At 67.3% G+C, this 18,915-nt stretch carries 16 protein-coding genes; 12 read left to right on the forward strand and 4 right to left on the reverse strand.

Annotated elements, in window-relative coordinates; translation table 11 throughout:
- Positions 1–13 precede the first annotated feature (13 nt).
- The 3 genes from IF22_RS33925 to IF22_RS0121230 all read left to right on the forward strand — a co-directional run bounded on the left by IF22_RS33925 (position 14) and on the right by IF22_RS0121230 (position 2,448).
- Positions 14–523, forward strand: coding sequence for a hypothetical protein (locus tag IF22_RS33925; RefSeq protein WP_156057763.1), 510 nt, complete (start codon positions 14–16; stop codon positions 521–523).
- A complete protein-coding gene (locus tag IF22_RS0121225) occupies positions 523–1,827 on the forward strand; it encodes an MAB_1171c family putative transporter (RefSeq protein ID WP_030334661.1) in 1,305 nt (434 codons plus the stop codon). The genes IF22_RS33925 and IF22_RS0121225 overlap by 1 nt, the downstream gene beginning before the upstream one ends.
- Before the next feature lie 102 nt (positions 1,828–1,929).
- Complete coding sequence (locus IF22_RS0121230; RefSeq protein WP_245233701.1) at positions 1,930–2,448, forward strand: phosphatase PAP2 family protein; 519 nt, start codon at positions 1,930–1,932, stop codon at positions 2,446–2,448.
- A 324-nt stretch (positions 2,449–2,772) separates the two neighbouring features.
- Here IF22_RS0121230 and IF22_RS0121235 read toward each other — a convergent pair whose 3' ends face one another.
- A complete protein-coding gene (locus IF22_RS0121235; RefSeq protein ID WP_030334665.1) occupies positions 2,773–3,063 on the reverse strand; it encodes a hypothetical protein in 291 nt (96 codons plus the stop codon).
- Between the two features lie 162 nt (positions 3,064–3,225).
- Here IF22_RS0121235 and IF22_RS0121240 point away from each other — a divergent pair, with 162 nt between their 5' ends.
- Positions 3,226–3,834 (forward strand): helix-turn-helix domain-containing protein, encoded by a 609-nt coding sequence (locus tag IF22_RS0121240; protein WP_051708685.1) that lies wholly within the window; start codon positions 3,226–3,228, stop codon positions 3,832–3,834.
- Here the strand turns inward: IF22_RS0121240 and IF22_RS0121245 are convergent.
- The 3 genes from IF22_RS0121245 to IF22_RS0121255 form a co-directional block, all read right to left on the reverse strand.
- Positions 3,817–6,333, reverse strand: coding sequence for a tetratricopeptide repeat protein (locus IF22_RS0121245; RefSeq protein ID WP_030334668.1), 2,517 nt, complete (start codon positions 6,331–6,333; stop codon positions 3,817–3,819). The two genes, IF22_RS0121240 and IF22_RS0121245, sit on opposite strands and share 18 nt — an antisense overlap.
- Positions 6,334–6,615: 282 nt before the next feature.
- Positions 6,616–7,674 carry a C40 family peptidase gene (locus IF22_RS0121250; protein WP_030334670.1) on the reverse strand — a complete coding sequence of 353 codons (1,059 nt, stop codon included), beginning with the start codon at positions 7,672–7,674 and terminating at the stop codon, positions 6,616–6,618.
- Entirely contained in the window at positions 7,671–8,219 is a 549-nt protein-coding gene (locus IF22_RS0121255) for a hypothetical protein (protein ID WP_156057769.1), read from the reverse strand. Before IF22_RS0121255 ends, IF22_RS0121250 begins: the two co-directional genes overlap by 4 nt.
- Positions 8,220–8,520: 301 nt before the next feature.
- Between IF22_RS0121255 and IF22_RS36000 the strand changes: the two genes are divergently transcribed.
- The 8 genes from IF22_RS36000 (at position 8,521) to IF22_RS0121295 (ending at position 18,914) form a co-directional block, all read left to right on the forward strand.
- Entirely contained in the window at positions 8,521–8,706 is a 186-nt protein-coding gene (locus tag IF22_RS36000; RefSeq protein ID WP_245233691.1) for a hypothetical protein, read from the forward strand.
- Positions 8,707–8,853: 147 nt separating this feature from the next.
- A complete protein-coding gene (locus IF22_RS33930) occupies positions 8,854–9,456 on the forward strand; it encodes a DUF8175 domain-containg protein (protein ID WP_483414221.1) in 603 nt (200 codons plus the stop codon).
- Between the two features lie 4 nt (positions 9,457–9,460).
- Positions 9,461–10,909 carry a hypothetical protein gene (locus tag IF22_RS35120; protein WP_156057772.1) on the forward strand — a complete coding sequence of 483 codons (1,449 nt, stop codon included), beginning with the start codon at positions 9,461–9,463 and terminating at the stop codon, positions 10,907–10,909.
- A complete protein-coding gene (locus IF22_RS0121275) occupies positions 10,906–12,396 on the forward strand; it encodes an SCO6880 family protein (RefSeq protein ID WP_030334680.1) in 1,491 nt (496 codons plus the stop codon). Before IF22_RS35120 ends, IF22_RS0121275 begins: the two co-directional genes overlap by 4 nt.
- Before the next feature lie 192 nt (positions 12,397–12,588).
- The gene (locus IF22_RS33240) at positions 12,589–13,860 is read left to right on the forward strand and encodes a hypothetical protein (RefSeq protein WP_245233692.1); all 1,272 of its coding nucleotides are present in this window, start codon (positions 12,589–12,591) and stop codon (positions 13,858–13,860) included.
- The gene (locus tag IF22_RS0121285; protein ID WP_081883936.1) at positions 13,857–15,692 is read left to right on the forward strand and encodes a type IV secretory system conjugative DNA transfer family protein; all 1,836 of its coding nucleotides are present in this window, start codon (positions 13,857–13,859) and stop codon (positions 15,690–15,692) included. Before IF22_RS33240 ends, IF22_RS0121285 begins: the two co-directional genes overlap by 4 nt.
- Positions 15,693–15,718: 26 nt before the next feature.
- On the forward strand, positions 15,719–16,918 hold the full coding sequence (locus IF22_RS0121290) for a toprim domain-containing protein (RefSeq protein WP_081883937.1): 1,200 nt from the start codon (positions 15,719–15,721) through the stop codon (positions 16,916–16,918).
- A gap of 205 nt (positions 16,919–17,123) precedes the next feature.
- Positions 17,124–18,914 (forward strand): tetratricopeptide repeat protein, encoded by a 1,791-nt coding sequence (locus tag IF22_RS0121295; RefSeq protein WP_167337322.1) that lies wholly within the window; start codon positions 17,124–17,126, stop codon positions 18,912–18,914.
- Position 18,915 lies beyond the last annotated feature (1 nt).

An 18,915-nucleotide genomic window follows, 5' to 3' on the forward strand; every position in this document is an offset into this window, starting at 1 on the left:
TCCCGATAGCAGCGTGAGCCACCTGCGCCAGCAGGCGGCGCAGCTCCTCGCCGCACTCAAGCTGCCCTCGACGTTCACCTTCACTCAGCTGCACGACCGGGTCGAGCATCGCCGTGGACGGCAGGTTCACCTCATCCCCCGGCATCTGCCAGCCCTTGCCCCCCACGGCCTCTGGGTAGCTGGTGAACTCGCCGACTACGTCTTCTACGACGCCAATGCCAACAAAGTGCGGCAGAGCCTGATCATCGGCCACGAATACGGGCACATGATGTTCGACGATGTCGCCATCCCAAATGATCTCGAATGTCTTGCGGCCATGCTCATGCCGTCGGTAGATCCGTCGGTACCCGAGATTGCGCTGGCGCGTCTCGCGTATGACGAGCCGATCGAGCGCCGGGCGGAGGTCTTCGGGACGGTCGCCGTGCAACGCGCCGAATCATGGTCCACGATTCCGACCTCCGAGCCAGCTGATCCTCGAGTCTCCGCCAGGCTGGTGGCGACGTTGGAAGGCCGGGCCGCCTGATGGTGAAGCTCGCTCACGGCCTCATGATCGCCGTGACGCTTGTCTGCTGGGGTATGAGCCTCTATAAGTTGCGTGACCTGGCGCGGGACCGAGACAACCGCCCTCTACGGGCACTGTGCCTTGCCCTGATCGCGATCACCATATCGATGACCATTCAGCCACTCATGTCAAAGATCGACGAGCTGTCCGGGATCCCGGACGTCACTCGCCTGCTGTCCAACTGCCTCTCGCTGGTGTGCGCCACAGCGGCGCAAGCATTTCTTCTCTACATGACCAGTCGCGACGTCAGTAACCGACGGCGGGTACGGCGGCGGACTATCGCTCTGGCGCTCACCATCGCTGTCATGATCATGATGTTTGTCGCAACACTTCTGGACGGCAGTCGCTCCGATCCGCGCGTTCGCGCGACCGAGTACGACGGCGGGCCTTCCCACCCGCCATTCCAGTTCGCGTACCTGGCCTACCTGTTCGTGTACCTGGCTTACCTGGGCTGGTCACTGACGCAGGTAGTGGTCCTGGCGAACCGTTACGCCGCCATCGCACATCGGCCGCTGTTGCGCTTTGGCCTTCGAATGATCACGGTCGGCTCGCTGTGGGGGCTCGCATACGTGGCCGCCAAGCTCGTGGCCATTGCCTTGGCAAACAGGTCCGCCGATTGGGCTCAGATTACGGATGCGGTAGTGGTGCTGGCGTTCAGCACGTCGATCCTGCTGGTCCTGATCGGCTCCACAATTCCTTCCTGGGGTCCTCGCGTCGGCCTGGACCGCCTATGGGCAGGGGCCGCAGCCGCTCGTGACTACTACCGGCTGTACCCGCTATGGGCGCGGATCCATGCCGTGCTGCCCGAAATCGCGCTGCTTCCGCCGCCGTCAGGCGTCCGCGGCGCTCTCTCGATCGCCCGGGACGCCTCTCTGCGACGGGTCAGGATCACCGTGGAGATTCTCGACGGCTACGCCACCCTGCGGCCATGGATGTCGGCATCAGTCGCCGCCCACGCAAAAGATGCAGCCCAGAAAGGTGGCCTCCTCGGTGACCAGCAGACGGCCATGGTCGAAGCCGTCGTCATCGGTGCGGCACTGGCCTCCCGGCTCGATGGCGCGCCCCCGTCGGGTGAGGCCACCGAAGCCCTTGCCCTACCGCTGGGCCCGTCGCGAGATTCGGCCGCTGGTGACCTCGGCGCCGCCGACCAGGTGACGTGGCTCGCTCAGGTAGCCCGCGCAATCACATCGCCGATGGCCACAAAGATCATCACGCGTGCCACATCCGAAGCGATGTCTCTTCACACGCAGTCGTCCGAGAGGTAGAACTCCATCGTGCCCGCACTCGTTGACCTGCCCGCCATCAGCACCTCCCGAGTGGCACGGGTCGTCACCGAAGCATGTGCACCGGCCGTCTTCGCAGCCCTGATGCCGCTGATCATTGCTCTGCACAGCACCGCCCCCGCCGTGGTGACCGGCCTCGGCTGGGCACTGCTCGCCATACTGTTCTGCTCCGCCGTCCCGTACGCCGTCATCTGGGTCGGAGTACGACGGGGACGACTCACCGACCACCACATCGGCGTACGCGAGCAGCGCCGCATGCCCCTGGTCTACGGACTGTTGTCCGTCCTTGTCGGTCTCGCCGTGCTCGTCCTCGCCGGTGCGCCTCGACCGCTCGTCGCCATGGTCGTGGTGATGTTCGCCGTGCTGCTCATCGTCACCGCCATCAACCAGGTGTGGAAGCTCAGTGCACACGCTGCGGTCGCCAGCGGCTCGATGTCCGTACTGATCATCGTCTTCGGGCCGGCGCTGATCGCATCGCTGGCGATCGTCGTCTTGGTGGGCTGGTCCCGCGTGCGGCTGGGTGATCACACTATTGGCCAGGTTGTCGCAGGCGCTCTGGCTGGCATCCTCATCGCTGTGCCAACGTTTATCCTCCTTGCGTGAGCCGACCTGGCTCTCAGCGAATATTGGCACTCGGCACCCCGCCACGCTTAGCACCATTGGCCAGTCAGCCAACGCGGTCGCGACTACTAGCACGGCTCCGGGCCGTTCCGATGACGCTGGGGCGACGTTGAAAATTTCGAGGCGGAGTTTGCTGATGTACCCGGTCGGTCTCAAGCCATGGTCCCGCGTTGTCTCGCCTGAACCGGCGATGGGGCTAGACGTTGACTCACCTACCTACTGAATGCTGTAAAGCGGGGACGCAGCGCGCGAGAGCCTGTGTTCATAAGCCACGGCGCAGCCGTCGACAGTTCGAACGGGTTGACATCACCGGCCGTGGACGGGGCGGTAGGACGCCTCGGTCTTCCGCTGGTCAGCAATGACGTAGAGCACCAGGAGAAGCGATATGCGTTCGTGCCCTTGCACGACTTTCCCGCTGCAACGCCCTGCTGTCAGGCACTCATGGATCTCCGCTGCGTCGTTGTTCGGATTCTCGGTTGCACACAGCCGGATGAGTTCGTAAATCTCGGTGCTGAGCTCTGCAGGCCTGACTTGCGGCGTCAGCTGAGTCATCTCGACGGTCTTGTGCGGCGGCTTAACGATGTCATCCGGAACCATCGGCGCCTCCCAGCTGAGCTGTCTCTACTACAAAGCTACGGATGATTCCCATTTCGGGTCCATGACCACTTATGGCGTGACTACGACGTCGGGACGGCACTACTCTGCCGTTCGCGCGTGCCGATCTGCCCACCGAGGCCCGCAGGTGTCTAACCTCTGCCGGTGCTGCATGTTGCCGTCCTCGACCCGCTTCCCCTGTTCCGGGAGGGCGCGGCGACGGTGCTGTCTAGGGCCGGACACCGGGTGGAGGCACCGGAGGATGTGCTTGCGTGGGCGGCCTCCCGCCGGCTGGTCGTCGTCCTACTGACGCTGTTGGATGAGCCAAACTGGGAGCTGCTGGTCAGGCTGCGCGACGAGCCTGCCGCAGCCGTGGTCGCGGTGCTGCAGGATTTGCACCCCGCCGCAGTCCGGGCAGTCCACCTGGGCGCGAGGTCGGTGCTGGCACGCGCCTCGGGTCCGGCGAGCCTTTGCAGGACGGTGGAGGCCACTGCGGACGGCCAGGCGGTCCTGCCAGCCGACGTGCTCGCGGCGCTCACCAGCGGGCCGCAGGGCCAACCGGGGATGCTCTCAGAGGTGCAGCTGTCGTGGTTGCGCCGACTCGCCGCCGGGTCCACCGTGGCGGAATTGGCAGATGCGGCTGGTTACTCCGAGCGCGCGATGTTCCGCATTCTTAAGCAGCTCTACCGCGACATGGACGTGAGCAACCGGATGGAGGCCGTACTGCGAGCGCAAGAGCTAGGTTGGCTTCCGTCGTCAATCCGCGGCTCGTGAAGAGCCCTGGGCAAGGACGTCGAGCACCGGCCTGAGGCGCCCGGCTGGACGGGCGTACTCGTCGAGCCGTCTCACCAACAGGTCTCGCCGTGCCCGCAGAACCGGGGCGCCTTCGGAGGTATCGAAGAACCCGATCGCGGCTTCCGGATCGAATGTTTGCCCGCAGATCGCGAATCCCATCATGTCGCGAGCGCCACGGTCTCTCTCGTCTTTGATCCGTTCGCTTGCCTCTTCTGCCAGCCTGTCGAACAGCTTCGATGCCTTTCCGGGATCTGATGACTGATGCACCAGCGCGTTCAGGGCGAGCACGATGAGTGCACTGCCCGGTGTCCGGTAGTGCTCGGCATCCTCAATGTGCTGTCTCGCCTCGTCTAAATCTCCGGTGTAGACGGCAGTCCAGCAGAGAGTGGTGCGTGCTTGAAGCACCGCGACGGGATTGTGGGCCTGGACCGCCTGTTCTAGCGCCTGGCTTGCTTCCCGGCGGGCTCCAGCGAGATCGCCTTGAGCGAGCAGCAGATCCGCATAGGCATCCTGGCAGGCGACCAGATGCCATTCGCTATCGCGTGAGGCGGCTCTGGCACGCCGTATCAGCTCTTCCGCCAGCTCAGTGCTGCCCGTCTCCACCCGCCACCGGGCGACGCGCAACAGGAGATCCACCGGAGCCTGCTCAACGAGCGCCCGACTTACACGAGCAAAAGCGAGGTCATATTCGCCCCAACGCCGGTGGCACTCGGCCAACCCTTGCAGCGCGACCAGCATGACCTCTGGCAGGTGATGCAGCTCCGCCTCCGCTCTAGCCTTCTCGTAGTAGTTGTAGGCTTCGTCGCCGCGCCCCTCCTGCCAGTAGTACGTCCCAAAGTTGTAGCGGAGGGTAGCGCGCACCTTGGGATCTTTGAGCTTGTTCGCCTCGGTGAGCGCCCGCCCATAGGCGTCGCTGGCTTTATCGAAGTCCCCCCGGGTCGCGTACGCATCACCCAGCTCGTTGTCGTTCAACATCTCCAACTCGGGAATGCCGAGCTTGCCGCGCAGGCTCTCGCGTTGGGCGAGCAGCAGGTGGCCACAGTTCCATCGCTTGAGGGCGGCGGTCATCGGTTCCAAAGCTGAGAACGCGACCGGGTAACGCCGAGCGGCAAGCAGAACAGCAACGTAGGCGAAGTGGCCTTGAAGGTCGGTGAGAGAGCGAGGGGTAGCCACAAGCCGTTGCTTGAGCTCCCCAGCGACGCGACGCAGCAGATTTGACCGATCTTTCGGCAAGAACCAGTCGGCATCGCCGTGCGTCAGAGCGCACTTGCCATCGGTCATACGCACCAAGTCGCGCCGCTCGAACAGTTGCAGGCTGGCGATGATGCGTGCCGGGGTGGCCAACTGGCCGATCACTTCGGCGAGAGCACGGGCGTCGATCGGCGTTCCGAACGCGGCGACCGCCTCGATCACGGCGCGGTGAAAGTCGTTGAGATTTTCCACCAGCACCTCGGCGAGCCGCCGGGGTATATCCCGGGGGTCGAGCCCTTTGACCATATCCAACAGGTCCTCCAAGCTCAGCCCATGCTGGGAGAGTTCAACCGCCGTGAGCATCAGTTGCACGTTCCTGGGGTTGCCGGCAAGCCGGTCGTACAGCATCTTGCGGCTGAGTTCGGAAACGTTGCTCAGGAGGTGCGGGTCGCATCTTTCCAGGAAGGCCTTGAAGTAGGGTGGCGGCAGCCTGCCGATTGAGATTGGCGACTCCTGCGCCCAGAGCCTCCGGGCCGGAGACTCCAAGACGTCTCTGCTCACGAGGACGATCGTCACCCGGTGTGGAGCGGTGGGCCGGAGAATTGTCTCCAAAGCTTCATCCATCTGCAGGTCGACACGCCGCCCGTCACCAGCGTTGGCCAGGTGCTCCGCGCCCTCGATCACGATGACGATGCGGGTCAGTCCTGTCGACGGCAACGCGAGCCGTAGACGGCTCAGCCGGGTTTCCCCTGGGTGAAGCTCAGCCGGTTGGCTCCTGCCCTCGATGTCGCCGATTATCGTGCGCACGTCAAAGCGGAGGCTGGGCGTCACACTGCGTTGGTGTACCGTAAGGTCAACGCCTTGTGTCTGCATGTCCTTCAGCACGGTATCCACGAATTTTGTCTTGCCGGACCCCGCTGGGCCGGTCACAAGCACCACGCCCGGCGGCTGGTCCTCGCTCAGCAGCCCACGTAGATGCTCATACTCGGTGTTCCGGTTCAGCAGGGACCCGTCTCGTCTCGGTGCCGCCGCCACGTAGGGCTGCGGCGGAAACGGCGTGCCGTCGGCGACCGCAGGCGCGGTGTCCGCCTGCCCGGCACGCACACCGAGCACTGAACAAGTCCCGGTGACGATGCTGATGATCCAGCTCGTAGCCTCGACCCAGGGCCATGCGCCCGCCTCGGGGTCGGCAAGGACCTTCCACCACTCGAGGCGAAAGCCGAGCCCGATGAGCGCTGACAGCAGCGTTGCCGATACGAGTCCGTAAAGGACCCAGCGCCGTCTCATTCCGTCATCATGCCGGTCCGTAGAGTGAGTGCATAGGGTAGAGCGATCGAGCCGCGGCTAGGTACCACGCCTCGCGCTCAACAATCATCTAGCCGGTTGAATGCGGGTTTGCAGCGGTCGTGATACCGCCGCACTTGGCTTTGAACGGGTCCGCACGCGGCAGCGTCCCGCTGGATGCTGTGCGATCACCTCTTCGACGAGCGAACGGCTGCCGTCCTATGCGCGCATCAAGGCGCAAATGCACCTGCGTCAAGTTTCCGACAGCGAAGCGCCTGCGGTGCATCACATCAGGAGCGGCCTACGGATAGCAGCAACTTGGCGGCTCCAGTTGCTGACCGCGACGACCTTTACGACGTCACCAGTCCTGGGTGCTTGAACGAGGTACTGCCGCCCGCTCCGATCAACACCGATGTACATCCCGACGTGGCCAGGCCGGGTCATCGTGCCGTCCGAACCAGGGATGAAGATCAGGTCGCCCGGTCGCATCGCGGCGAGGGACGGAACAGCGACGCCGGTGTGGACCTGGTCGGCGGTTACCCGGGGGATTCGCACACCGGCTTCAGCCCACGCGGCCATCATCAGACCGGAACAGTCGTAGCTATCCGGCCCTTCAGCACCCCAGACGTAGGGTTTGCCCCGCTGGGCAAGGGCGAAGGAGACGACTGCCCTCAGCTGCGGATCAGTCGGCAGGAGAAAGCCGTCGGGAAGGCCGGCGTCGTCCAGGGGCGGTAGTCGGTCTCCGCCGTCGCTGGTGCAGATGATGTTCATGCCGTCGCTGATCAGCGCGACCAGCTGCTGCGCCTCGGGCTGCCACTTCGCGTACGCGTCAGGGAACGCCGACCGCTGCACGGCCTGCGCTGCTCGAGTGAGCGGCATGGTCTGCCAGCCATCAACCTTGACCAGGCGCTCGTAGAACTGCCGGGCGGCGTAGCGGGGGTCGAGGATCTGCTCGGGGGTACCCCAGCCTTGACTGGGTCGCTGCTGGAACAGCCCGAGCGAGTCGTGGTCGTTGTCCGCGCCGAGATGCCCGAGGTTGCGCAGGGTGGACTCCTGCATGGCTGTGGCCACGGCAATCTCCCAGCCGTAGGGCTGCACGCGCAGCTCGGCTCCGACGGAGACGATGACGGCCGCGTAGCCGACCTGCTCGGAGGTCCAGGAGCCCTGATCCGACCAGTCCGGCGGCGCAAGAGTTGCGCCAGGCGAGATGCTCGTCGGGCTCATGGTGCAGCCCATCGCCGGGCTCGCTCCGATCACCGCGAAGGCAACGAACACAACCAGCGCAAGCGGTGCCAGGACTACGACGGCGAGCCCTCCAGCGAGGATCGGCCAGCGCCCGCTCATCGCAGAGCTGCCTGGCGGATCTCGTACTCAGCGACCCGCCAACCGGGTCCGTCCGAGCCGCCGCGACGCAGCATGCAGTCGAGCAAGCTGTGTTCGGTCCAGCCTCGCCAGCTGTCTTCGCCGAGGGGCGTCGAGGTCACCCGAACCCTGCGGCGTGCGGTGATCACCGTGCCAGCCGGCTGCAGTGCGTCGACGAAGGGCTCCACGACCGCGTCGACGTATGCCCGGTGTTCAGCCCAGGTAGCCCAGCGGCCATCCTGGTTGGCGGCCGGGCTTTGCCCAGCCAACGTGCTGCTGGCGAAGCGGACGGCGCGCTCGTAGGCGTCGCCCGGTCCTACGTCGCGCAGGGTGTCGCCGCTGTAGAGGGCGGCCGTGAATCGGCTGCACACCTCGCCCGGGTCGGTGTACGCGAAGCCCGGCTGTGTAGGCGGTGGCGCTGGGGCGACGACCGCCGACGAATTTGGGACAGTGCCCCCCGGCTTGGCCGGCGCTGGCTGTCCGCCGGCGGTGCAGCCGGTAACGGCCAACGTCAGGGTGAGCGCCACTGCGGCTCGAGTTCGCGCATTCATGACCACGACGGTGCCGAGCTGCCAAGGCCGTTACCGCTGCCAGTCGCGCCTGGTAGCGGCGGTAACTGTGGCAGCAATGCCAGCGTCAACTCTGCCGTCAGCCCTACCCGGCGAAGGTCCAGGGCAGATGCCCAACCGAGGGCATCGAGACCTTCGGGAGACTGCTGTGTTTGCTTACTACCTCGCTGGGACTGCGCTGGACGCCCTGGCAGCCCCTACTCCCCCGCCCGCCGCCCCACCCGGCCTTGAGGCCACGGGGAATCTGTTCATCAGTTGGATGAAATGGGGCCTCGTCGTCGCTGGCGTTGGCGGCATGCTTTATTGCGGGATCATGATGGCCGTCGGGCGCCGGAATCGGTCGGCGTTCGCGGCCGACGGCGCGGCTGGCATCCCGTGGGTGCTGGCCGGGCTCACGTGCGGCGCGGTTGCGGCAGTAGTCGTCGGCGCAATTCTGCCGGGCTGAGCCATGACCTATGACGTCATCACTCGCGCCCGCCGCACCACGCGCCGCCGGGTCACCGCAATTTTGATCGCCACTGTGGCGGCGGTCTGCGCCGTAGCAGCAGCGGTGACCATCAGCGCAGGCCCGAATCGTTCAGCGAGCTCACCTATGGGTCCAGTACTGGTCCGCCCCGAGACCACCTCCACTGGACAGGCGGCCCTACCTGATGACTTGGACTGGATTGACGTCGCGGGAGTCTGGGTCCCCGTGTCGAAACAGTCAGGTCCTCGCATAACTAGTGACGGGCGGGCTCGCGGGTTCACACATGACCGCGGCGGCGCCGTGCTGGCCGCCGCACACATCCTGGTGCGCGCCAACCCGCAGGTCGGCCCGAGCGTGTTCGAACCCACGCTGCGTACCCAGGTCGTCGGAGCCGACGCCGCCTCCATGCGGGTCCAGGTCGCGCAGGCGTACGACGAGTTGCGCCGCCACATGGGCGTGGCGGATGGGCAACCCGCCGGGCGCCTGAGCGCGACTCTTCTCGGCTACCGGATCCTCAGCTACACCGACGACCAGGTGGCCTTACGCCTGCTGACGGAGGCACCGGACGGCTCGGGTAGCTCGCTGATGGTCAGCACCGAGGTACGCGTGCGCTGGACGGGGTCGGACTGGGCGCTACAGGCGCCCGCCGGCGGGACGTTCGACCAAGCCGTGACCGTCGTCTTGGATCCCTACACCGCCATGTTCCTACCCTTCAGCGCAGGCAGGTGATCTCATGCCGTTCTGCAACCCCTTCATGCCCACGACCTGCGCCGGCATCATCGTTGGCGGCGCCCAAGCCCCGGGTGTCGTCCGGGATTCTATGGTCGACACGCTCCTCGACGGGCTGGCCGACGCGACCAAGGACGCCATTCAGTGGGTCGCCGGCCTGCTGACCAGCTGGACGCTCATTCCGTCGAACAGCCTGTGCCCGACCAGCGGTTCGGACCCGAGTCAGTGGGCTACCGACTGGGTGGCCCAGTGCAACGGCGCGGCCGGGCCTGCGCAGCAGCTGCGTGGGTTCATGCTGCCGATCACGATCCTGGTCCTGGTCGGTGGATTGGTGTGGCAGGGCATCACCATCGTCATCAGCCGTAAGGGGGCGCCGCTTCTGCAGGCGGTCCGGGGAGTCTGGAACACCGCCCTGTGGGGCAGCGTCGGCGTCGCCGGCACCCACCTTGTCCTCAAGACCGGGGACAGCTACTCGATGTGGCTGCTGAACGAGGCGATCTTCAAGGAGTCCAATCAGCCACCCAACGAGGCGATGAGTGCCGCGCTCGGCGCGCTGCTGCTTCCCGGCACGTCGGTGGCTCCGTTCGTAATGATCCTGGTCGGTGTCATCGTCATCCTCGCCGCCGTGGTGCAAACGATTCTGATGGTCTTCCGCGAAGGCGCCGCGGTCATCCTGGCCGGACTGCTGCAGCTGGCGGCTGCAGGCTCCATCACCCGAGGCACCAGTCCGTGGCTGCACAAAACCCTCGGCTGGGCGCTGGCGCTCGCGCTGTACAAGCCGGCTGCGGTATCGGTGTACGGCACCTCGTTCGTCATGATGCGCGGTAACGGACGGGACTGGCTGATGGGCCTCGGAATGTTGGCCCTGTCGGTGATCGCCCTGCCCGCGCTGTTGAAGTTCTTCACCGTCTTCACCGGCGGCATCGCGTCCGGGGGCGCAGGCCTCGGCATCGTCGGCGCAGGCGCGGCTGCAGGCCTGCACGCCGCGTCCTCGACACGTGGAGCTGTCGGCGGTCACAGCGCTGGCGACCACGCGCGCTACATGGATTCACGCGGACCTGGTAGCGGCGGCGGTAACGGACCCACCGGGGCCATGCCGAGTCCGTCCGCGCCCTCGCCCACGAGCGGGTCCGGTGGGGGTGGGACCGGTAACGCGCCGACGGTGATCGACGGTAGCGCCACGGTGGGCGGCAAGCCAGGTCCGGTAACACCCACGACCACCGTGCCCGCCCGCACCGGCGCTACCGCGTCCGCCGCTGGTAGCGCTGCGGCCTCGGGCGGCGCGGCGGCTGGGGGTGGCACGGCTGCAGCCGGGGCGGCGGGAGCTGCGACCGGTCCGATGGCACCGGTTGTCATCGGCACCGTCCTGGCCGGACAGGCCGGAACTACGGCAGCGAAGACGGGCGCGAACACGGCCAACTCCGCGATGCGGGGCGGGAGTACGGCGTCATGAGCACCGACCAGGCGCAGATCCGTACCTACGGGGGTTGGCGGCGGGCGCGGGGCATGGGGCTGTTCGGCCTTGGACCGATGCAGACCTTCGCCGTCCTCGCGGCGATCACCGTGCTGATCGTCTCCGGATCGATGGGGCTGCAGACGCTGGCCGTTGCCGCCGGTCCCTGTGTGCTGCTCGTCGCGCTGCTGGTCCTCCGCTGGGACGGGGTGCCGCTGTCAGCCGGAATCGCACAGCGAGTGCGATGGCTGATCGGCACTAGCCGCGGCTACACCTCGTACCGCTCCGGAGTGATGGTGGCCGGCGAACACGCCTGGCAACTGCCGGGTGTGCTCGCGCCCACCACCCTGCTGACCATCGAGGACGAGGGTGCCGGCGGGTACGGGGTGGTCTACAACCGCCGGTTGGGCACTATGACGGTGACGCTGCGCTGCGCGGCCACGTCAACCTGGCTGGCCGACCCCGACGCGAGCGCGGCGTGGGTGGCCAACTGGGGTGGCTGGTTGGCGAACCTGGGCTACCTGCCGATCATCGACCACGTCACCGTCACGGTGGACACCGCACCGGACCCCGGATCCCGGTTGGCCGACCACGTCAGCCGACGGATCGTCCCGCACGGACCGGCTTCCGCTCGGCGGGTTCTGCAACGGCTGGTGGAGGTGTCCCCGGCGGCCGCCGCCGACGTGGAGACGCGGGTGTCGGTGACCTTCAAACCAGACGCATCCCCCAGCAAAACCAAGAACCACGACGAAGCCCTGGAGGAGATCAGCCGGACCCTGCCCGGTCTGCAGGACTCTCTGGGCAGCTGCGGACTGACCGTCCTCGGCCGGGCCAGCGCGCAGACCATCTCGGCCATCGTGCGGACGGCGTTCGACCCGGCCAGCCGCGGTGACGTGGCCCGGCTGGCAGCGACTCCGGGCCTGGATCTGACCCGGTGGCTGGACTGGGACAGCGCCGGCCCGGTGATGGCCGAGGAGCACCTCGACCGGTACGTGCACGACTCCGGCACCTCGGTGTCCTGGGCATGGCATGAGGCACCGCGCCAGCACGTGCACGCCGACGTCCTCGCCCGGCTGCTGGCACCCGGCCCGTACCCAAAGCGGGTTTCGCTGCTCTACCGCCCCTTCCCCGCCGGGGAGGCCGCGCGGATCGTGGAGAGCGAGGTCAACGCGGCAGCATTCCGGGCGGCATACAACCGGGCCCAGAAACGCGACGAGTCCGCCCGCGACCATGCCGACCGGGAACGGGCCCTACAGACCGCGCGGGAAGAAGCGACAGGGTCCGGGGTGGGCCTGATGTCGCTGTTCGTCACCACCACCGTCGTCTGCGCCGACGAACTGGGCCGGGCCATCGCCGACGTCGAGTCCCGCGCCGACGTCGCAAAGATCCGGCTCCGGCAGCTGCGCGCCAGCCAGGCCGCCGGCTTCGCCACCACCCTGCCCTGCGGCGTATGCCCGCCGCAGCTGGCCCGCCACTGGCCCCGCTGAAGCCAAATTTCAGGAGAAATCCATGAAGAGCATCGCTGCAGACGCAGTCACACCGGCGCCAGCATGGGGTGTACGGGCACCCGGCACTGGACGAGCCAGTCACATCTCCCCGGGCATGGAGTACCAGGGCACCACCGTCCAGCTCTGCGGACTGTTCCCCTTCGTCGCCGGATCCGGCGCACCACGATCGGCGTGCCGATCGGGCGGCACATGCTGTGGGGCGAGGTCGTCTGCCTCGACCCCCTTGAATGGCTCCGCGAAGGCCTCATCACCAACCCCGGTGTGTTCGTCCTCGGTCAACCCGGCGTCGGTAAGTCCACGGTGGTCAAGCGACTCATCACCGGCATGACCGGGTTCGGTACCAGCGCCCTAATCCTCGGCGACACCAAGCCCGACTACACCCGACTCGTTGAGCACCTCGGCGGGCAGGTCATCCGAGTAGGCCGTGGCCTGGACCGACTCAATCCACTGGACTCCGGCCCTCTCGGCAGCGCGCTCGCCCGCATGGGCACCGCCGAGGCTAGGCAACTGCGATTGGAGGTCCGAGGCCGTCGCATGTCGCTACTGCTGGCGCTGTGCGCCCTGGTACGCGGACAGTCGCTCAACAACACCGAGGAGATCATCCTCGGGCGCGCGATCGACGTACTCGCCGAACGCCTGGACCGCGACCCCACGGTGCCGGACGTGCTGAGCCTGGTTGAAGCCGGCGCCGACGAGCTCCTCACCGCGGCCCGGGCACGTACCGACGGCGAGTACCGCCGCCGCGTCGACCAGTTGGTACCCACCTTGGCGCTGTTGTGCGAGGGCAGCCTGCGCGGGGTGTTCGACGGTCCGACGACCAACGCCCTGGACCTGGACGCCCCAGCTGTCAGCGTCGACATCTCCCAGGTCGCCGCAGCCGGGGACCAGCTGGTGGCCGCCGCGATGCTGTGCACCTGGGCGTACGGCTTCGGGATGGTCGACGCGGCATCCGTGCTGGCCGACCAGGGCCTCGCGCCGCGCCGGCAGTACCTCGGCGTGATGGACGAACTGTGGCGGGCGCTGCGCGGCGCGTCCGGCCTGGTCGAGCACGCCGACGCGCTCACCCGGCTCAACCGCCAGCGAGGAATGGCCAGCGTGATGGTCACCCACTCCCTCGCCGACCTCGACGCTCTGCCCACCCCGGAGGACCGGGCCAAGGCTCAGGGCTTTATCGAACGGTCCGCCATCAAGATCCTGGCCGGGCTGCCGCCGCGCGAACTGAACCGGGTCAATGAGGTGATCAAGCTGTCCGGGCCGGAGCGCGAGCTGGTGGCGTCCTGGGCGGCACCGGAGGCGTGGTTCGCCGGTTCGGTGCATCCGGGCCGGGGCAAGTACCTGATCAAGACCGGTGAGCGCAACGGTCTGCCGGTGTCGCTGACCCTGGTCGGTGACGAGTGGGAGCTCTACGACACCGACGCCGCGATCCGGCAGGTGCAGCCATGAACACCCGGCCTGTCGAGCCTGGCGGTAGCGCCGGCGGCCCGCTCACCCCGTTCCTGGTGCTCGGGCTGGTGTGGGCGGCACTCGCCCTGATGTGGCTGTCGTGGCTGGCCGGACGGATCGCCGCCGCGGTGACCGGGCAGCCGGCCACTGGCCCCGGCTTCGGGTCGGCGTACCTGGGACATTTGCTGCGTACCGAATGGTCGGCGTTGTGGCCCGGCGTGTCCCCCACCGTTATCGGTCTGGTCTACGCGGTTCTGCTGCTAGTTCTGGTCGGCCTGGTCACCCTCGCGGCGGTGTGGTGGCAGGGGCGCAGGCCCGACGCCCAGGATCCTCTGCCGGCGCTGGCTGGTCCCGCCGAGGTACGGGTGATGACGCTGCCCGCGGTGGCCGCCAGGGCTCGGCGCCTACGGCGCGGCCTGGCGGATGCGGCGGTGAAGGAGATCTCGGCCGAATCAGCTGGAGTCGTGCTCGGTGCGCATCGGCGGCGGCGCGGTTCAGGTCCTCGGCTCTACTCCTCCTGGGAGGACGTCATCCTCGCGGTAATGGCGCCACGCGCCGGAAAGACGACCGCTCTGGCCGTGCAATCGATCCTCGGCGCGCCGGGGGCGGCCCTCGCTACCAGCAACAAGCCCGATCTGTGGGCGACGACGGCTGCCGTTCGCGCCGAGCATGGCGGCGTGTGGGTATTCGATCCGCAGTCCATCGCTCACGTCTCGCAGGCCTGGTGGTGGAACCCCCTGGCAGCTGTGGAGGACGTCGAGGACGCCCGGCGGTTGGCGAACCACTTTGTCCAACAGGTTCGCAACTCGCAGGGCAGCGACGACTTCTGGATCCAGGGTGCCTTGGACCTGCTCACGTCGCTGATCCTGGCTGCCGCGCTGGAAGGCCGCACGCTCACCTCAGTGCAAGCGTGGTTGTCGGACTCCACGTCGCGGGAGCCTGCGACGATCCTCAAGAGCCACGGGTTCGGTGCCTCTGCGCGGGCAATGGCCGGCCGGCAAGCCGGCGCACCCGAGACCCGCGAAGGGCTTTACGAAACCGCCCGCACCGCAGCCGCATGCCTGGCCAACCCGACCATCATGGCCTGGGTCACCCCACCGGACCTACCGCTGCCGGCATTGGACGTCGAGGTGTTCGTCGAGAGCACCGACACGCTGTACCTGCTGTCCAAAGACGGTGCCGGAGCGGCTGCCCCGCTCGTCGCCGGTCTGACCGACCAAGTGCTGCGTGCCGCAGTGACACTCGCCGAGGCGCACGGAGGCCGACTCGATCCACCGCTGGTCGCCTGCCTGGACGAGGCAGCGAACATCTGCAAAATCGCGGACCTGCCCGAGCTTTACAGCCACTTCGGCAGCCGGGGCATCATCCCGCTGACCATCCTGCAGTCCTACAGGCAAGGGACCAGGGTGTGGGGTGAACAGGGCATGGACGCGCTGTGGTCAGCGGCCACGGTCAAGCTAGTCGGCGCCGGCATCGACGACGCCCGGTTCGCCGAAGACCTGTCCCGGCTCGTCGGCGAACACGACGTCGCCGTGGCCTCCCGCACTCGAGACGGCAAGGGCCATGCCTCGTACCAAACTTCGGTGCGCCGACAGCGGATCCTCGACCCGGCTCGGATCCGGGCCCTGCCGAAGGGCTCGGCGTTGCTGTTCGCCACCGGCGTGAAGGTGGCGATGCTCAACCTGCTGCCCTGGTACGACGAGCCGAACGCTGCGCGATTGACTGCTGCTGTCGCCGCCTCCACCGTCGAGATGACTCGCCAGGCGCAGCGCACCCGCGCCGCCCGTCGGGACCGGATGGCGCTGCGCGCCTGGCGGGGACGGGCCGGCTGAAGCTAGCTTGGAAGCGGAGGTAGGCCATGGGCGCACCTCGACTCAACCAGCCGACATCCCCGATACGCGGCACCGGACTTGAGCCCGGGCGGCTGTTGGCGGCCGTCGAGGCCGCGGTGACGTACTACCGGGCTCAGCTCGAACAAGCCGACGGCCCCCGGGCCTATCTCGCCGAACGCGGCCTCGGTGTCGTTGTTCAGCGCGAGTGGCCGTGGCGGATCGGGTACGCACCACCAGGCTGGAGTTCGCTGACGCGTCACCTGCGCGCGGTTGGCTTCACGGCGGAGGAGTTGATCGGTGCAGGCTTGTCGACCGGCACCCGAGGGAAGCCGGACCGACTCATCGATGTGTTCCGGGACCGGATCGTATTCCCGGTGCGCGACCCGGTCGGGCATGCTGTGGCGTTCCTCGGGCGCGCCAGCCCTGGTGCCGGGGATGGTGTACCGAAATACCTCAACAGTCCCGAGACAGCGATCTACAACAAGGGGCGGTTGTTGTTCGGTGTTGCGGAGCAACAGGATCGCCTCAGCGACCGGTGGACACCGGTCCTGGTCGAAGGGCCGGCTGACGTACTCGCGGTCTGGCTGTCCTACTCCCGGTCCCGACGGACGGGAGCGGTGGCTCTTGCGCCGTGCGGCACCATGCTGACCGATTACCAGGCCGCGATCCTGCGGAAGTTGCCTGGTGCCGCAGGGGGCATCGTGACGGCATTCGATGCGGACCCGGCCGGCCGTGACGCAATGGACCGGGCCTGGCAGCTGTTCCGCCAGCAACGCCTGCCCGGCCCGCTGCTGGTAGCTGAGTTCAGTGCCAGCGCTGACCCCGCCGACCTGCTGCGCCGGCCAAACGGCCGGGCTCAGCTGCGTGCCGCCCTGCAACGGCGAGCGCGGCCCATGCTCGACACGGTGGTCGACCACCGCCTCACCCGGCTCGTCGAGCGGTATCCCCGGCTGTTGGAGGACATCGACGGCAGATGCGCTGCGGTACGGGTCCTGGTGCCGCTGCTGTTCGAGGCAACAAGCCCGGATGAGGCGATCCGGGTCGCCCGACGCATCGTCACCCACACCGGGACCGGGGTCGACACCGTCGCGATCGCCGCGATCGCGCGCCTAGAAGACGCGTACGACCTCAATCCGCCTATCGAGGCTGCTGAAACCGGGTTCTGTCTAAACGGATGGGCACACGAAGTCGGTTTGATCGCTTGCGATCGCGACGGCGGCGTGTAAACAAGCTGACGACCGTCAGACAGAGTTCCGCCGTCGGCGCCTAGCGCCCTCTTCTAGCCGATGAGAGTGCACAGCCAGAAGGTTGCGCGCCTGCCCGGAACCCAAGCCTCACATGTCTGTTCTGGGCAGCATCACCTGAACAGCGGATCTGGCTCCACCCACAGTCCTCATAATCTGATCCATTGTGGCGGATGGAAAATTCCGGGTGTCAGTGACCGGAGCACACGGGGTAACAGTCGGCGACAGCAACGTCCAGCACAACGTGTTTGGCGAACGGTCGACCTTCGGCGCAACCCCAACCGCCGGGCGTCGGGTGCAGCTGGTCTATGCGCCGGAGCTCGCGGAGTACCCAGCTAACGGCCCGTTCGCCGAGGCAGCGCGAGCGGCGGTCCGGCAGGCCGGGCACGAGATCGTCGCTCCGGCCGGTGCGGACTTGGTGGTCTGCATCGTGGGTTTCCACTGGGATCCCCGCGTTGCCGAGGCGTTCGAGGCCGCGAGAGCCACCAATCGTCCCCTGGTCGTCCTGCTGCTGGGAGAGGATTTGATCATTCCGGTCCCCCGCCGGTTGTACGTCGACGACGAGGCTGGCGATCGGCAGCTCGGGTTCCGGGACCATCTGCGCCGGGTGTCGCACGTCGTCGAGGTCAGCAGTCCCGGCGAGCTGCGTGACCGGCTGTACCGGGCACTGGTGGAGCTGTCCTCCGCGATTCCGGCGGTCGACGACCCGGAACGCCGGGTGCGCGACCTCGACCAGCGGCTGGCCGACCAGGAGCGGCGGCTCGGCCCGGACCATCCGGAGACGCAAGTGGTCCGGAACGAACTGGCCGGCGCCTATCGTGCAGCAGGACAGCTCCGGCGGGCGATCTCCCTATACGAACGGACGCTCGCCGACGGCATCCGGGTTCTCGGCCCTGACCACCCGGACACGCTGCGCACCCGCAGCAATCTCGCCGGCGCCTACCGAGCCGTCGGTGACGTGCCTCGTGCGCGGGACGAGTATGTCCGGGTCCTACAAGATCGTGAGCGCATCCTCGGACCCGATCACCCCGATACGCTGCGTACCCGCAACGACTTGGCCGGTGTGCTGGAGTCCCGCGGCGACTACGAGGAGGCGACGTCCCTTTATCGCGACGTGCTCGCAGATCGCACGCGGATCCTGGGTCGGGAACATCCCGACACCCTTCGCACCCGCAACGACCTCGCCCACGCGTACGTCTCCCTCGGCCGGTTGGAGGAGGCAATCTCCCTCTACCGCGACGTCCTCGACGACCGGGTTCGCGTCCTCGGGCCGGACCACCCGGACACGCTGCGCACCCGAAACAACCTTGCCAGCGTCCTGGAGTCCACCGGCCGGCTCGACGAAGCCACCGCAGTCTTCGAGCGCACCCTCGCCGACAGCATCCGCGTCCTCGGCCCTGACCACCCGGACACGCTGCGCACGCGCAACGACCTCGCCGGGGTCTATCGACGGCAGGGCGAGCTTACGCGCGCCATCCCTATGTATGAGGAGACCCTCGCCGCCTCGATGCGGGTCCTTGGCCGTAATCACCCGAGTACGCTGATCTCGCAAAGCGACCTAGCCGGCTCCTATCAGGACGCCGGCGACGTGATCCGAGCGATCGAGCTGTACACCGAGACGTACGAGGAGAGCGCCCGGGTACTGGGCCGTGACCACCCCAGCACGCTGGTAATCGAGCAGAATCTCGCGGTGTCCCTTGTGCTGGCGGGCCGCCGGGCCGAGGCGCTGGAACGGCTCAACGACGTCTTGGAGCGCGCCGAGCGGGTGCTGGGTACGCATCATCCGGACACCCTCGCCGTGCTCGCCACGCTCGGGACGACGCTAGTGCGCATGGACGAGCTGCCGCGCGCCTTGGAGGTGTTCGAATCTGGATTGCGGCGAAGTAGGGAGGCACGTGGGCCGCAGCACCCATACACAAAGACGATGCGCCACAACGTCGACCTGGTTCGTGAGGCAATGGTCGGCGAGGAGTCCTGAC

It is taken from the genome of Micromonospora parva (assembly GCF_000718515.1).
Lineage (GTDB): Bacteria > Actinomycetota > Actinomycetes > Mycobacteriales > Micromonosporaceae > Micromonospora > Micromonospora parva.

Excerpts from the sequence above, each read along its gene's own strand:
- IF22_RS0121225 (WP_030334661.1), top strand. The coding sequence starts at position 523 with ATGGTGAAGCTCGCTCACGGCCTCATGATCGCCGTGACGCTTGTCTGC.
- IF22_RS0121230 (WP_245233701.1), top strand. The coding sequence starts at position 1,930 with ATGCCGCTGATCATTGCTCTGCACAGCACCGCCCCCGCCGTGGTGACC.
- IF22_RS0121235 (WP_030334665.1), bottom strand. The coding sequence starts at position 3,063 with ATGGTTCCGGATGACATCGTTAAGCCGCCGCACAAGACCGTCGAGATG.
- IF22_RS0121245 (WP_030334668.1), bottom strand. The coding sequence starts at position 6,333 with ATGAGACGGCGCTGGGTCCTTTACGGACTCGTATCGGCAACGCTGCTG.
- IF22_RS0121250 (WP_030334670.1), bottom strand. The coding sequence starts at position 7,674 with ATGAGCGGGCGCTGGCCGATCCTCGCTGGAGGGCTCGCCGTCGTAGTC.
- IF22_RS36000 (WP_245233691.1), top strand. The coding sequence starts at position 8,521 with ATGAAATGGGGCCTCGTCGTCGCTGGCGTTGGCGGCATGCTTTATTGC.
- IF22_RS33930 (WP_483414221.1), top strand. The coding sequence starts at position 8,854 with ATGGGTCCAGTACTGGTCCGCCCCGAGACCACCTCCACTGGACAGGCG.
- IF22_RS35120 (WP_156057772.1), top strand. The coding sequence starts at position 9,461 with ATGCCGTTCTGCAACCCCTTCATGCCCACGACCTGCGCCGGCATCATC.
- IF22_RS0121275 (WP_030334680.1), top strand. The coding sequence starts at position 10,906 with ATGAGCACCGACCAGGCGCAGATCCGTACCTACGGGGGTTGGCGGCGG.
- IF22_RS0121285 (WP_081883936.1), top strand. The coding sequence starts at position 13,857 with ATGAACACCCGGCCTGTCGAGCCTGGCGGTAGCGCCGGCGGCCCGCTC.
- IF22_RS0121290 (WP_081883937.1), top strand. The coding sequence starts at position 15,719 with ATGGGCGCACCTCGACTCAACCAGCCGACATCCCCGATACGCGGCACC.